Source organism: Streptomyces sp. NRRL F-5755, assembly GCF_001279365.1.
GTDB lineage: Bacteria > Actinomycetota > Actinomycetes > Streptomycetales > Streptomycetaceae > Streptomyces > Streptomyces rimosus.
In genome coordinates this window covers 27,466-41,759 of sequence record NZ_LGCW01000257.1, presented here as the reverse complement: position 1 = coordinate 41,759, position 14,294 = coordinate 27,466, and the positions used below count along the sequence as shown (strand labels likewise).

Here is a 14,294-nt window from a genome sequence, read left to right as displayed (position 1 = left end):
ATCACCCTCTCCGCGCCTCCTCGGAACACTCCGGTCCCCGCCCCGCCCCCTCGCCCCCAGACGACAGGAGTTGGCACATGAAGATCGGCCTGATCGGCACCGGACGCATCGGAGCGTTCCACGCCGAGACACTGAAATCCGTCCCCGGCGTGGATCGCATCGTCGTCGCCGATGCCGACGCCGCCCGCGCCCGCGTCCTCGCGGACACGCTCGGCGTCGAGGCCGCCGAAACGCTCCCCCAGATGTACGCGGACGGCCTGGACGGCGTCGTGATCACCGCTGCGACCAGCGCGCACGCCGAGCTGATCCACCAGGCGCTGGATGCCGAGGTGCCCGTCTTCTGTGAGAAGCCGGTGGCCTTGGACGTGCCCGGCACGGTCGCCGTCGTGGAACGCGCCGAGGCCGGTTCCGTCCCCGTACAGATCGGCTTCCAGCGGCGCTTCGACCGCGGCTACCAAGCGGCCAGGGAGGCGCTGCGCTCCGGCGACCTCGGCTGGATCCACACGCTGCGCGCCTGCACCAGCGACCAGTCGCCGCCGCCCGCGGTCTACATCCCCACTTCCGGCGGGCTCTTCCGCGACTGCAGCATCCACGACTTCGACGTTCTGCGCTGGCTCACCGGCCGCGAAGTCGTCTCCGTATACGCCCAGGGCGCCAACCGGGGCGCGTCCTTCTTCGCCGACGGCGACGACGTGGACACCTGTGCCGCGCTGCTGCGCTTCGACGACGACACGCTGGCCACCGTCACCGCCACCCGCTACAACGGCGCGGGCCACGATGTCCGCCTGGAGGTCTGCGGCTCCAAGGGCGCGCGGATCGTCGGGCTCGACGACCGGGCCCCGCTGCCGAGCGCCGAACCGCATGTCTCCTGGCAGCGGTCCGCCCCGTACACGACGTTCATGGAGCGCTTCCACGACGCGTACGTCACCGAACTGGGTGCCTTCGTGGACGTGGCCGCCGGCCGCGCGGACAGCCCGTGTTCGCCCGCCGAAGCGCTGGAGGCGCTGTACATCGCCGAGGCGTGCGACCGCTCCCGCCGCACCGGCCAGCCGGTCCGGGTCGCGGACGTACGCGCTGCCGCGGGAGAAGCCGGTGCGTACGACGCCGGAACCACGCGCCCTTCAGGCACCGCGCGCCCTGCGGATACGGTGCCCGCTTCGGACGCCGTCCGCGCCCCTGCCCCTGGCGCGTGACCGAGCCGGGCATCCTCCAGATCGGCGCGCTGGCGGCGGCCGCTCTGCTTGTCGGCGTCTCCAAGACGGCCGTCAGCGGCGTCGGCGCCATCAGCGTCGCCCTCTTCGCAGCCGTACTGCCCGCAAAGCAGTCCACGGGTGCGCTGTTGCCGCTGCTTCTCGTGGGCGACGTGCTGGCAGTAAGCGCTTACTGGCGGCACGCCGACTGGCCCGCACTGCTCCGCCTGCTGCCATCGGTGGCCGTGGGCGTGTTGCTGGGCGCGGTGTTCGTGGCCCGCGTCGACGATGCCGTCATGCGCCGCACCATCGGCGTACTGCTGCTGACGATCGTTGCGCACCACCTGTGGCAGCGCCGAAGGACGCGTACGGCGAACGGCGGGACGGATACAACAGGCGCGCCGCAAGGCCGTACGCATACGGACTGCGGCATAGCCTCGCCCGGTGCCCCCGCCGCCCGCGCACAGCACGGTCGCGCCCTGGCTTTCGGGCTGATCGCCGGATTCGCCACGATGGTCGCCAACGCCGGCGGCCCCGCCATGTCGCTCTATCTGCTCTCCGCCGGGTTCACGATGCTCGGCTTTCTGGGCACGGCCGCGTGGTTCTTTCTGATCGTCAATCTGGTCAAGTTGCCGTTCAGCGTGGGACTCGGACTGATCGACACGGACGCGCTGACGCTGGACGCCCTGCTCGTACTGGCCGTGCCGGTCGGCGCGTTCCTCGGGCGGGTCGCTGTCCACCGTATCGACCAGGCGCTCTTCGAGCGTCTGGTGCTCGTCTTCACCACGCTGTCCAGCGTCAACCTGCTGCGGTGAGGCACGGAAGACGTTCGGCCGCTCACCAGGACTCCGACGCGCCTTCCCGCGGCCCCTCCGGCAGCGGTGCCAGCCCTTCCGCTCCGGCGCGCAACCGCATCGCCACCAGCGGGAAGACCAGTACGGAGATCATCGCCGCGCCCACCATGGCCGCCGCCTCCCCCGCGTCGAGTACGCCGCTGCCCCGGCCGATCGTCGTGATCGCGACGACCAGGGGCAGTGCCGTCGATCCGTACAGCATCAGCGCGGCACGGTCCTTGCGGCCCAGGTCGCGGGGCGCGAGCAGGACGAGCGGGAGTCCGCGTACGACCAACAGGAGGACGAGGAAGAGCGGCAGGAGCAGAAGCGAGCTGCCGTTCTCGAAGAGGGACGACAGGTCGAACTCGACGCCGGTGACGATGAAGAACACCGGCACCAGAAAGCCGAAGCCCATCGCCTCCAGCCTTCCGAGAATCTCCTGACTGCTGTCCGGCGCCGCCTCGTGCAGCACCAGCCGCATGATGATCCCGGCCGCGAACGCGCCCAGCAGGATGTCCAGTCCGAACACCTGGGAAATGCCGAGCATGACGGCCAACAGCAGGACGAACAGCCGGATGGCGAACTGGCCGCTGCTGTGCAGGGTGCGCGCGATGATCCGGTAGAACCACATCGGGCTGGGCTTCAGGGCCCAGTAGACGGCTCCGGCGGTCAGCAGCGCGAAGGCGAAGAGCAGGATGGCCGACTCGCCGGGGTTGCGGCCGCTGAGCAGCAGCGCCATTGCGATGATCGGTCCGAACTCGCCGACCGCGCCGGTGGCCATCATCACCGAGCCGAAGCGGGTGCCCAGGTCCCCGGAGTCACGCAGGACGGGCAGCACGGTACCGAGGGCCGTACTGGTGAGCGCGGTACCGACGACGATCGCCTTGGTGATGTCACCGGCGGCGAAGCCGAAGGCGATGGCCAGGCCGAGGGCGAGCGCGACGATCCAGGCGCAGCCGGCGCGCTTGAGGGTGTCGCCGCGCACCTTGGCGAACTCGATCTCGTACCCGGCGATGAACATCAAGGTGGCCAGCCCGAGATCGGACAGGACGTTGACGGTTTCTCCCGGCTGCGCCCAGCCGAGGACGTCCGGGCCGATCAGGATGCCCAGCACGATCTCGAAGATGACCAGTGGTACGGGCAGCCAGCGGCCGAGGCCGTATGCCAGGAGCGGGGCGGCCACGGCGATCGCCATGATCAATACGAGCGTTGCGGACTGCGACATAAGCCGCTTTTCTACCACAACGGACAGCAGATTCCCGTCCTGCGGGTCACGGACCCCGGCGCCCCTTCGGCGTCCCCCGCAGACCGCCGTCGTGCCCGACGATCCGCACATCGCCGGCTGCGCGCACCATCCTGCAAACCCGCCGTCCGCCGCTCTCACGAGCGACACCCATGCCGCCTCATCTGCGCGAACGCCCACTACAGGAGCACTTGACGCGGCGCCCGCCGGAGCATCCAGGACCGTACGGGACCGCCGAAGCGCCACGCAACCAGACACAGAGGAGGCGAGCATGCCGGCGGTCACCAAGAGAGCGAAGTCGAGCGCCAGAGGAGGCCGAGCGGCCGACACCGGCAGCCAGTAGAGGGGGAGCACGTCCGCGACACCCACCCGCGACCTCCCCCGACGCCGACGACTCAAGATCGACGCACGGCGGCACACCCAACAACACGGCAAGAGCGAACACCTGGCATCCATACCCCCTAGGGGTATAGAGTTGTGGACATCAGGAAGCACCGGGGAACTCTCCGGTTCCCGGTGTTCCCAAGCCATACGCGCCTGACAGCGAACACTTCGAGTACGGCGATCACACGCAACAAGGAGAAACCCATGACTGCCGAAGCGACCAACGGCTCCTGCTGCTCCTCCGAGGGCACCTGCCACTCGGGTGCCGCCGACGTCCAGGTCGGCGACGTCACCACCACGTACAAGGTCAGCGGCATGACCTGCGGCCACTGCGAGGGCGCCGTCTCCTCCGAGCTCTCGGAGATCCCGGGTGTGCACTCGGTTCAGGCATCCGCCTCCACCGGTCTGGTGACCGTCGTCTCCAAGGCGCCGCTGGACGAGTCGGCCGTACGCGCGGCGGTCGACGAGGCGGGTTACGAACTCGAAGGTCTGGCGGCCTGAGTCCGATGACCGGTACGACCACGCAGGCGCGGATCGAGCTCGCCATCGGCGGCATGACCTGCGCCTCGTGCGCGGCGCGCGTGGAGAAGAAGCTGAACCGGATGCCGGGCGTCAGCGCCACCGTGAACTTCGCCACCGAAAAGGCGCGGGTCGAGTACGGCGCCGGGGTGTCCGTGGACGACCTGATCGCGACGGTCGAGAAGACGGGCTACACGGCGCAGCGGCCGGCGCCGTCCGAGCCTGCGAAGACAGCTCCGGCCGGTGTGTCCGAAGACTCCACCGACAGGGCCGCCACCGAGAACGGCGCTGATGCCCACGACCGGGAGCTGGCCGGGCTGCGCCAGCGGCTGACCGTATCCGTCGTCCTGGCCGTTCCTGTCGTCCTGCTGTCGATGGTGCCTTCCTTCCAGTTCGACAACTGGCAGTGGCTGTGCCTGACGCTGGCCGCTCCCGTCGTGGTCTGGGGCGCCTTCCCCTTCCACCGGGCCGCCTGGACGAATCTTCGGCACGGCGCCGCCACGATGGACACCCTGGTCTCCCTCGGCACGCTCGCCGCCTTCGGCTGGTCACTGTGGGCGCTGTTCTTCGGCGACGCGGGTGTCCCCGGAATGCGGCACGGTTTCGACCTGACCGTGGCCCGTACCGAAGGTTCCTCCGCCATCTATCTGGAGGCCGCGGCCGGTGTGACGGCATTTCTGCTGCTCGGCCGCTACCTGGAGGCCCGTTCCAAGCGGAAGGCCGGCGCCGCGCTGCGAGCGTTGCTGGAGCTGGGCGCGAAGGACGTGGCTGTGCTGCGGGACGGGCGCGAGGTGCGCGTTCCCGTGGAGCAGCTGGCTGTCGGCGACCGGTTCGTCGTACGCCCCGGTGAGAAGATCGCCACGGACGGCACGGTCGTCGAGGGCCGAGCCGCCGTGGACGCTTCGATGCTGACCGGCGAGTCGGTGCCGGTCGACGTGGCTCCCGGCGACGACGTGACGGGCGCGACGGTGAACACCAGCGGCCGACTGGTGATCGAGGCGACCCGGGTCGGCGGCGACACGCAGCTGGCGCGGATGGCCGCGCTGGTCGAGGCGGCGCAGAGCGGCAAGGCCGAGGTGCAGCGGCTCGCCGACCGCGTCTCGGCCGTGTTCGTGCCTGTCGTGCTGGTGATCGCGGCCGGCACGCTGGCCGGGTGGCTGCTGGCGACCGGCGACGCGACCGCGTCCTTTACGGCCGCCGTCGCCGTACTGATCATTGCTTGTCCCTGCGCGCTCGGTCTCGCGACGCCGACCGCCTTGATGGTCGGTACGGGCCGCGGCGCGCAGCTCGGCATTCTGATCAAGGGTCCTGAGGTCCTGGAGTCGACCCGCCGCATCGATACCGTCGTGCTGGACAAGACCGGCACGGTGACCACCGGCCGGATGAGCCTGTACGAGGCCGTGCCGGCACCAGGCGTCGCCGAGGAGGAGTTGCTGCGGCTGGCGGGCGCGCTGGAGCACTCGTCGGAGCACCCGATCGCGCGTGCCATCGCGGAAGGGGCCCGCGAGCGCTTGGGCGAGCTGCCGGAGCCGGAGAACTTCGAGAACGTAGCGGGCCTGGGCGTACGGGGCATGGTGGACGGCCGCAGCGTCCTCGTAGGGCGCGAGCGGCTGCTGCGCCAGGAGGCCGAGGAAGCTTCCACGGCCGGGGCCCTGCCCGAGGCGCTGGCCGCCGCCCGGGACGCCGCCGAGACAGCGGGGCGGACGGCGGTGCTCGTCGCCTGGGACGGGCAGCCACGCGGCCTGCTGTCGGTCGCCGACACCGTCAAGGAAGGCAGCGCCGAGGCGGTCCGCCGGCTGCGCACGCTGGGGCTCTCACCCGTACTGCTGACCGGGGACAACAAAGCGGTGGCCGACGCGGTGGCGGCGGAGGTCGGCATCGACGAGGTGATCGCGGAAGTGCTGCCGGAGGACAAGGTCGCGGTCGTCGAGCGGCTGCGGGGCGAAGGCCGCAGCGTGGCGATGGTCGGCGACGGCGTCAACGATGCCGCCGCCCTGGCCGCCGCCGACCTGGGGCTGGCGATGGGGACCGGTACGGACGCCGCCATGGAGGCCGGGGACCTCACCCTCGTACGCGGTGACCTGCGGGTCGCGGCCGACGCCATCCGGCTGGCCCGCCGGACGCTCGCCACGATCAAGGGAAATCTCTTCTGGGCCTTCGGCTACAACGTCGCGGCGGTGCCGCTCGCGGCGGCCGGGCTGCTCAATCCGATGATCGCGGGGGCGGCGATGGCCTTCTCCTCGGTCTTCGTGGTCAGTAACAGCCTCAGGTTGCGGCGCTTCCGGTGACGAGATGTAGGTGGCGGCAAAAATTTTCGCCTTCACAACTTCCCTACATCTGACACAACACCCATACTCAAGGGTCTCGATCTCCAGATCGAGACCCTTGACCGCATTCGCCCCCTTATGGCAAGAGACCCAGATCACAGCGATTGGAACGTAACCATTGCGGGGGGTCGCGAGTCTAACCGGGCGGTGCAGGCACCTCGGCGGGGCTTGCACCGCAACGGCCAGGCTGGTCTTGGGGGACTTCGCCCGGCAACGCGTGGCCGGGGCGACGTGCCCGGGGAGCTTTGAGCGGCCCTCCCGTACGTGCGCGTCCCGGCAGATCGCGGTACCACCATGAAGCGCCCGGACGGATCCCGTGGGGGGAATCCGACCCGGGGAACAAGGGAAGCGCCCCGCGCTCCGGACCCGTGGGGGGATCTGGAGGCGGGGCGCTTTCTGCTGGGTGGACCGGCCCGGGCCGCCACGCGGGCTGCCGGCCGGCCGGCAGCTGTCCCGGAGGGAGTGCCTCAGCGCTCCTCGACCGGGACGAAGTCGCGCTCGACGACGCCGGTGTAGATCTGGCGCGGGCGGCCGATACGCGAACCCGGCTCCTTGATCATCTCGTGCCACTGGGCGATCCAGCCGGGCAGCCGGCCGAGCGCGAAGAGCACGGTGAACATCTCGGTCGGGAAGCCCATGGCCCGGTAGATCAGACCGGTGTAGAAGTCCACGTTCGGGTAGAGCTTGCGCTCGACGAAGTAGTCGTCGGACAGCGCGTGCTCCTCCAGCTTCAGCGCGATCTCCAGCAGCTCGTCGGACTTGCCGAGCGCCGAGAGGACGTCGTGCGCCGCCGCCTTGATGATCTTCGCCCGGGGGTCGAAGTTCTTGTAGACGCGGTGCCCGAAGCCCATGAGCTTCACGCCGTCTTCCTTGTTCTTCACCTTGCGGATGAAGGCGTCGACGTCGCCGCCGTCGCGCTGGATGCCCTCCAGCATCTCCAGCACGGACTGGTTGGCGCCGCCGTGCAGCGGGCCCCACAGCGCGTTGATGCCGGCCGAGATCGAGGCGAACAGGTTCGCCTGCGAGGAGCCGACCAGGCGCACGGTGGAGGTCGAGCAGTTCTGCTCGTGGTCCGCGTGCAGGATCAGCAGCTTGTCCAGGGCGCTGACCACGACCGGGTCGAGTTCGTACTCGGCGGCCGGCACGGAGAAGGTCATGCGCAGGAAGTTCTCGACGTAGCCGAGGTCGTTGCGCGGGTAGACCACCGGGTGGCCGACCGACTTCTTGTACGCGTACGCCGCGATCGTCGGCAGCTTGGCCAGCAGCCGGATCGTCGAGATGTGGCGCTGCCGCTCGTCGAACGGGTTGTGGCTGTCCTGGTAGAACGTCGACAGCGCGCTGACCACCGAGGACAGCATCGCCATCGGGTGGGCGTCCCGCGGGAAGCCGTCGAAGAACCGCTTGACGTCCTCGTGGAGCAGGGTGTGGTAGGTGATGTCCTGCTTGAAGTTCGCCAGCTGGTCCACGGTGGGCAGCTCACCGTTGATCAGCAGGTAGGCGGTCTCGACGAACGTGCTGCGCTCTGCGAGCTGCTCGATCGGGTAGCCGCGGTACCGGAGGATCCCGTTCTCACCGTCCAGATAGGTGATCGCGGATTTGTACGCGGCAGTGTTGCCGTAACCGGAATCCAGGGTCACCAGACCGGTCTGGGCGCGCAGCTTCGAGATGTCGAAGCCCTTGTCGCCGACGCTGCTGTCGACGACCGGGTAGCTGTATTCGCCGTCCCCGTAACGCAGTACTACAGAGTTGTCGCTCACGTCATCCCTCACCGACGTTGTGCCTCTTCTTCGAGGTGCCCTGACTGCCTATACCTTCCCCCATTTGGACCTTGCCTGTGCACTCGGGGTCGGCCATAGGGCCTCCAGGCGGCACTCAGTGCCGCTTCAGCTGCCCATCCTGCTCCCCTTCGCCCCGTTTGGGGAAGAGGTGACCACGCACTGCGCCTGCCAGTCGGTGACGTAGTGCGGTCCACCTCCGTCCGGCGGATACGGTGCGTACAGCCTGCCCCAGAGCCTTACGGGAGCCGACCAGCACCACCAGTCGTTTTGCCCGCGTAACACCCGTATAGAGCAGGTTTCGCTGCAGCATCATCCACGCGCCGGTGGTGACCGGAATCACCACCGCCGGATATTCGCTGCCCTGGGAGCGGTGGATGGTCACCGCGTAAGCGTGCGCCAGCTCGTCCAGCTCGTCGAAATCGTAGGAGACCTCCTCGTCCTCGTCCGTGAGTACCGTCAGCCACTGCTCATCCGAGTTGATCTTGGTGACGACGCCGACGGTGCCGTTGAAGACGCCGTTGCCGCCCTTCTCGTAGTTGTTGCGGATCTGCGTCACCTTGTCGCCTACCCGGAACACCCGGCCGCCGACGCGCCGCTCCGGCACGTCCGGACTGGCCGGGGTGAGGGCCTGTTGGAGGAGCCCGTTCAGCGTGCCGGCGCCGGCCGGGCCGCGGTGCATCGGCGTGAGCACCTGCACGTCCCGGCGCGGGTCCAGGCCGAACTTCGCGGGGATACGGCGGGCCACCACATCGACCGCGACCCGCCCGGCCTCCTCGGAATCCTCCTCGGGGAAGAGGTAGAAATCGGTCAGGCCCTCCGTGATCGGCAGCACGCCCACGTTGATGCGGTGGGCGTTCGTGACCACGCCCGACTGCTGGGCCTGGCGGAAGATCCGGGTCAGCCGTACGGACGGGACCGGACAGCGCTCGGCGAGCAGATCGCGCAGCACCTCGCCCGCGCCCACCGAGGGCAGCTGGTCCACGTCTCCCACCAGGAGGAGGTGGGCACCCGGCGGCACCGCCTTGATCAGCTTGTTGGCGAGCAGCAGGTCGAGCATGGACGCCTCGTCGATCACGATCAGATCGGCGTCCAGAGGACGGTCCTTGTCGTACGCGGCGTCACCGCCCGGTTTGAGCTCCAGCAGCCGGTGCACCGTGGACGCCTCGACGCCCGTCAGCTCCGAGAGCCGCTTGGCGGCCCGGCCGGTGGGAGCCGCGAGGACCACCTTGGCCTTCTTGGCGCGGGCCAGCTCCACGATCGAACGGACCGTGAAGGACTTTCCGCACCCCGGGCCGCCCGTCAGCACCGCGACCTTCTCCGTGAGCGCCAGCCGCACCGCGGCCTCCTGCTCGGACGCCAGGCTGGCCTTCGTACGCTCGGCGAGCCAGGCCAGCGCCTTGTCCCAATGCACGGTCTGGAACGACGGCATCCGGTCCTCGCGCGTGCCGAGCAGCCGCAGCAGCTGGGAGGCCAGGGAGGTCTCGGCCCGGTGGAAGGGGACCAGGTAGACGGCGGTGATGGGGTCCCCGCCATCCGGGGCGGGCACGGTCTCGCGGACCACGCCCTCCGGATTCGCCGCCAGCTCCCCGAGGCAGTCGATGACCAGGCCCGTGTCGACATGCAGCAACTTGACCGAGGCGGCGATCAGTTCCTCCTCCGGGAGGTAACAGTGCCCCTGGTCGGTGGACTGCGAGAGGGCGTACTGCAGCCCTGCCTTGACCCGCTCCGGGCTGTCCTGCGGGATGCCGATGGCCTGGGCGATGCGGTCGGCGGTCAGGAAACCGATGCCCCACACGTCGGCGGCGAGGCGGTAGGGCTCGTTCTTGACGACGGAGATCGAGGCATCGCCGTACTTCTTGTAGATGCGCACCGCGATGGAGGTGGAGACGCCCACCCCCTGAAGGAAGACCATGACCTCTTTGATGGCCTTCTGTTCTTCCCAGGCGTCGGCGATCAGCTTCATACGCTTGGGGCCGAGGCCGGGCACCTCGACGAGGCGCTTCGGCTCCTGCTCGATGACGTCGAGCGTGTCCAGGCCGAAGTACTCGGCGATGCGGTCGGCCATGACCGGGCCGATGCCCTTGATCAGGCCGGAGCCGAGGTAGCGCCGTATGCCCTGGATCGTGGCGGGCAGGACGGTGGTGTAGTTCTCGACGGTGAACTGCCGTCCGTACTGCGGGTGGGAGCCCCAACGGCCCTCCAGACGCAGCGACTCACCCGGCTGTGCGCCCAGCAGCGACCCGACGACAGTGAGGAGGTCACCGGAGCCGCCCGTGTCCAGACGCGCAACCGTGTAACCGGTCTCCTCGTTGGCGTAGGTGATCCGCTCCAGGACCCCTTCGACCACGGCTGCATTGAACATGAACCGACCGTACCGCCAGGGTCCGACATCGCGTTCGGGCCTGTGGATAACTCGCGTCGGAGCTGGCTGCAGAGGCTTTGCGGCGGGGTCCGCCGCGGGTGCCGCACCGCTTGCGCGGGTGTCGTGGCGAGTGCCTCGGCATCGGACTCGGCACCCTTGACGACGGCCGTTGCAGCAAACGCTTCGAGGGGCCCGGTTCTGGCGCCGGACCCCTCGACTCCCCCTCCGTTCGGCCCCCTGATCCCCCCTCGGATCCCCCCCGGTTCCCTCTCCCCTGGGAGCCTGACGACATGTACGACCCGCCCGGCCCGGGAACGGTTGCACGGATTCGGTGAGTTATTTCATCGTTACCTCATGTGCATGAGGTGAGTGGTGAACCGCTCAACGACTTCTGCCAGCACTTCGGCACCCGGCCGCTCCCACAGCGACGGATTGAAGATCTCGACCTCGATGGGCCCCCGGTAGCCGGCGGCGTCGACCTGCTCGCGGAACCACCGCAGGTCCACCGCGCCGTCACCGAGCTGACCGCGCCCGAGCAACACGCCCGCAGGCAAGGGCGTTACCCAGTCGGCGAGTTGGAAAGCGGCGATGCGTCCGGCACTTCCGGCGCGTTCGATCTGCGAGCCGATCGTGTCGTCCCACCACAGGTGGTAGGTGTCCACGACCACGCCCACCCGCTCGGCCGGGAACCGTTCGGCCAGGTCGAGGGCTTGGGCGAGGGTCGAGACGACGCAGCGGTCCGCCGCGTACATGGGATGCAGCGGTTCGATCGCGAGCCGTACTCCTGCCTCGGCCGCGTACGGGGCCAGTTCCTCCAGAGCGTCGGCGACGCGCTCCCGAGCTCCGTACAGGTCACGGCTGCCGGGCGGCAGCCCGCCGGAGACGAGGACGAGGGTGTCGGTGCCGAGCGCGGACGCCTCTTCGATGGCTGCCCGGTTGTCTGCCAGTGCGTCCGCGCGCTCCTTGGGGTCGGAAGCGGTGAAGAAACCACCGCGGCACAGACTCGTGACGGCCAGCCCCGCATCCCGTACGAGCCGGGCGGCGGCAGCCACTCCGTACTCCTGCACCGGAGTGCGCCAGAGACCGACACCGCGCACTCCCGCTCGGGCGCAGCCGTCGGCGAGTTCGGGCAGGGTCCATTGCTTGACCGTCTGCTGGTTGAGGCTGAACCGGGCGAACAGGTCTACCGGTCCTTCTGCCCCTCCACTGAATTCGGCGCTCATGCCCCGCGGCCTCCGAGTACCGATTCCAGCTGGTGCATGCGGAACTTCGCCAGTTCGGGGCCCGGGAACAGGCCCAGGTCGTCGGCCAGTTCGTATGCGCGCTTCAAGTGGGGCAGTGATCGGGCCGACTGGAGGCCGCCCACCATCGTGAAGTGCGATTGGTGACCAGCAAGCCAAGCGAGCAGAACAACACCGGTCTTGTAGTAACGCGTGGGTGTCTGGAAGAGGTGCCGGGAGAGTGTGACGGTCGGATCCAGCCGCTTGCGGAACGCGGCTGTATCGCCGTTGTCGAGCAGGCGTACGGCATCCGCCGCCAGTGAGGCGAGGGGGTCGAAGATGCCCAGCAGGGCGTCGCTGTAGCCGAGTTCGTCGCCGGCGATCAGCTCGGGGTAGTGGAAGTCGTCACCCGTGTAGCACCGCACACTGTCCGGAAGGCGTCGGCGCAGCTGGATCTCTCGATCGGCGTCCAGGAGTGACACCTTCACGCCGTCCACCTTGGCGGGCTGCTCGGCGATGATCTGCAGAAACGTGTCGGTGGCGGTGTCCAGGTCCGAGCTGCCCCAGTAGCCCTCCATGGCTGGGTCAAATGCCGGGCCGAGCCAGTGGAGGATCACCGGATCGGCAGCCTGGCGCAGCAGATGTCCGTACATCTCCGCGTACGATTCCGGTCCTGTGGCTGCCGCGGCGAGGTGGCGGGACGCCATGAGGATGGCCTGGGCGCCGGCGCCTTCGACGAGGGACAGCTGTTCCTCGTAGGCCGCCTTGATGTCGGCCAGGCTCGCCGAAGAACCTGCCAGTTGGTCCGTGCCGACACCGCAAGCGATGCGCCCACCGACCGCCGCCGCCTCGGCGGCGGAACGGCGGATCAGCTCGGCCGCCGAGGCCCAGTCGAGTCCCATGCCACGCTGCGCGGTATCCATGGCCTCGGCCACGCCAAGGCCGTTCGACCACAGGTGGTGGCGAAAGGCGAGGGTGGCGTCCCAGTCGATGGCGGCGGGGCCGTCCGGGGTGCTGTCGGCGAAGGGATCGGCGACCACGTGGGCGGCGGCGAAGACGGTACGGGAGACGAAGGGGGCAGCGCGGTTCGGGTGATCCGCGGGCGCCCGAACGAAGCCGGAGCCGGATTCGGTACGAAGGGAGTCGGCCATCGGTCCGCGCCCGTTCACTCGCCCGCTCATCGCCCCAACTCCGGCACGTCCAGGCGGCGCCCTTCCGCCGACGACCTCAGCCCCAGTTCGGCAAGCTGCACACCGCGCGCGCCCGCCGCCAGGTCCCAGCGCCAGGGCTCGTCGCGTACGACGTGGCGCAGAAACAGCTCCCACTGCGCCTTGAATCCGTTGTCGAAGACCCCGTTGTCCGGGACTTCCTGCCACTGGTCGCGGAAAGGCTCGGTGGCTGGTACGTCCGGGTTCCAGACCGGCTTGGGGGTCGCGGCCCGGTGCTGGACGCGGCAGCCACGCAATCCCGCCACGGCCGATCCTTCCGTGCCGTCCACCTGGAACTCGACCAGTTCGTCTCGGTGTACCCGTACCGCCCACGAGGAGTTGATCTGCGCGATGATGCCGCCGTCCAGTTGGAAGATGCCGTAGGCGGCGTCGTCCGCGGTGGCCTCGTACGGCTTGCCGCTCTCGTCCCAGCGGCGCGGTACGTGTGTGGTGACCTGCGCCTGTACGGTCCGTACGCGGCCGAAGAGCTCGTGCAGGACGTACTCCCAGTGCGGGAACATGTCGACCGCGATGCCGCCACCGTCCTCGGCGCGGTAGTTCCAGGAGGGACGCTGCGCGGGTTGCCAGTCGCCCTCGAAGACCCAGTAGCCGAACTCGCCCTGTACGGACAGGATGCGGCCGAAGAAGCCGCCCTCCACCAAGCGGCGGAGCTTGAGCAGGCCGGGCAGGAAGAGCTTGTCCTGGACGACGCCGTGTTTCACGCCGGCTTCGTCGGCCAGCCGGGCCAGTTCCAGTGCGCTGTCGAGCCCGGTGGCGGTGGGCTTCTCGCAGTAGAGGTGCTTTCCCGCAGCAATCGCTTTCTTCACCGCGTCCTCGCGGGCAGCGGTGACCTGGGCGTCGAAGTAGATGTCGATGCTGTCGTCCGCGAGCACCGCGTCAAGGTCGGTGTTCCAGTGCGCAAGGCCGTGGCGCTCGGCCAGCGCCCGCAGCTTGTGCTCGGTGCGGCCGACGAGGACCGGCTCGGGCCAGATCACCGTGCCGTCGCCGAGGTCCAGGCCGCCTTGTTCGCGCAGCGCGAGGATGGAGCGGACCAGGTGCTGGCGGTAGCCCATGCGCCCGGTCACGCCGTTCATGGCGATGCGTACGGTCCTGCGTGTCACGGTCCGGCCCTTCTGGAGAACTCGGCTCGCATGGCGAGCGCGTATGCAGATCGCATAGAAAGCGCTTTCCATCGCGGGAGAAGCTAGCCTGCGGCGCAAGGCAGGGACA

Annotated in this window: 10 protein-coding genes; 4 read left to right on the top strand and 6 right to left on the bottom strand. The window is 69.1% G+C overall.

Annotated features, from left to right (window positions below; translation table 11 throughout):
• Positions 1-77 precede the first annotated feature (77 nt).
• The gene (locus ADK86_RS20610; RefSeq protein ID WP_053697881.1) at positions 78-1,193 is read left to right on the top strand and encodes a Gfo/Idh/MocA family oxidoreductase; all 1,116 of its coding nucleotides are present in this window, start codon (positions 78-80) and stop codon (positions 1,191-1,193) included.
• Positions 1,190-2,005, top strand: a complete 816-nt coding sequence (locus ADK86_RS20605) for a sulfite exporter TauE/SafE family protein (RefSeq protein WP_053697880.1) — start codon at positions 1,190-1,192, stop codon at positions 2,003-2,005. Before ADK86_RS20610 ends, ADK86_RS20605 begins: the two co-directional genes overlap by 4 nt.
• Before the next feature lie 22 nt (positions 2,006-2,027).
• Here ADK86_RS20605 and ADK86_RS20600 read toward each other — a convergent pair whose 3' ends face one another.
• Positions 2,028-3,248 (bottom strand): cation:proton antiporter, encoded by a 1,221-nt coding sequence (locus ADK86_RS20600; protein ID WP_053697879.1) that lies wholly within the window; start codon positions 3,246-3,248, stop codon positions 2,028-2,030.
• 606 nt (positions 3,249-3,854) lie between these two features.
• On the opposite strand from ADK86_RS20600, the gene ADK86_RS20595 reads away from it, so the two are divergent.
• Positions 3,855-4,151 carry a heavy-metal-associated domain-containing protein gene (locus ADK86_RS20595; protein ID WP_053697878.1) on the top strand — a complete coding sequence of 99 codons (297 nt, stop codon included), beginning with the start codon at positions 3,855-3,857 and terminating at the stop codon, positions 4,149-4,151.
• A gap of 5 nt (positions 4,152-4,156) precedes the next feature.
• Positions 4,157-6,457, top strand: coding sequence for a heavy metal translocating P-type ATPase (locus ADK86_RS20590; RefSeq protein WP_053697877.1), 2,301 nt, complete (start codon positions 4,157-4,159; stop codon positions 6,455-6,457).
• A gap of 506 nt (positions 6,458-6,963) precedes the next feature.
• Here ADK86_RS20590 and ADK86_RS20585 read toward each other — a convergent pair.
• The 5 genes from ADK86_RS20585 to ADK86_RS20565 all read right to left on the bottom strand — a co-directional run bounded on the left by ADK86_RS20585 (position 6,964) and on the right by ADK86_RS20565 (position 14,185).
• The gene (locus ADK86_RS20585) at positions 6,964-8,253 is read right to left on the bottom strand and encodes a citrate synthase (protein ID WP_053697876.1); all 1,290 of its coding nucleotides are present in this window, start codon (positions 8,251-8,253) and stop codon (positions 6,964-6,966) included.
• A gap of 115 nt (positions 8,254-8,368) precedes the next feature.
• Complete coding sequence (locus tag ADK86_RS20580; RefSeq protein WP_053697875.1) at positions 8,369-10,636, bottom strand: ATP-dependent RecD-like DNA helicase; 2,268 nt, start codon at positions 10,634-10,636, stop codon at positions 8,369-8,371.
• 347 nt (positions 10,637-10,983) lie between these two features.
• Complete coding sequence (locus ADK86_RS20575; RefSeq protein ID WP_053697874.1) at positions 10,984-11,859, bottom strand: sugar phosphate isomerase/epimerase family protein; 876 nt, start codon at positions 11,857-11,859, stop codon at positions 10,984-10,986.
• Positions 11,856-13,007 (bottom strand): dihydrodipicolinate synthase family protein, encoded by a 1,152-nt coding sequence (locus tag ADK86_RS20570; RefSeq protein ID WP_420718868.1) that lies wholly within the window; start codon positions 13,005-13,007, stop codon positions 11,856-11,858. The genes ADK86_RS20575 and ADK86_RS20570 overlap by 4 nt, the downstream gene beginning before the upstream one ends.
• A 26-nt stretch (positions 13,008-13,033) precedes the next feature.
• On the bottom strand, positions 13,034-14,185 hold the full coding sequence (locus ADK86_RS20565) for a Gfo/Idh/MocA family protein (RefSeq protein WP_053697872.1): 1,152 nt from the start codon (positions 14,183-14,185) through the stop codon (positions 13,034-13,036).
• Positions 14,186-14,294: the final 109 nt, after the last annotated feature.

What these genes read in the sequence shown, in the direction of transcription:
- ADK86_RS20610 (WP_053697881.1), top strand. Translation starts at nt 78, where the DNA reads ATGAAGATCGGCCTGATCGGCACCGGACGCATCGGAGCGTTCCACGCC.
- ADK86_RS20600 (WP_053697879.1), bottom strand. Translation starts at nt 3,248, where the DNA reads ATGTCGCAGTCCGCAACGCTCGTATTGATCATGGCGATCGCCGTGGCC.
- ADK86_RS20595 (WP_053697878.1), top strand. Translation starts at nt 3,855, where the DNA reads ATGACTGCCGAAGCGACCAACGGCTCCTGCTGCTCCTCCGAGGGCACC.
- ADK86_RS20590 (WP_053697877.1), top strand. Translation starts at nt 4,157, where the DNA reads ATGACCGGTACGACCACGCAGGCGCGGATCGAGCTCGCCATCGGCGGC.
- ADK86_RS20580 (WP_053697875.1), bottom strand. Translation starts at nt 10,636, where the DNA reads ATGTTCAATGCAGCCGTGGTCGAAGGGGTCCTGGAGCGGATCACCTAC.
- ADK86_RS20575 (WP_053697874.1), bottom strand. Translation starts at nt 11,859, where the DNA reads ATGAGCGCCGAATTCAGTGGAGGGGCAGAAGGACCGGTAGACCTGTTC.
- ADK86_RS20570 (WP_420718868.1), bottom strand. Translation starts at nt 13,007, where the DNA reads ATGGCCGACTCCCTTCGTACCGAATCCGGCTCCGGCTTCGTTCGGGCG.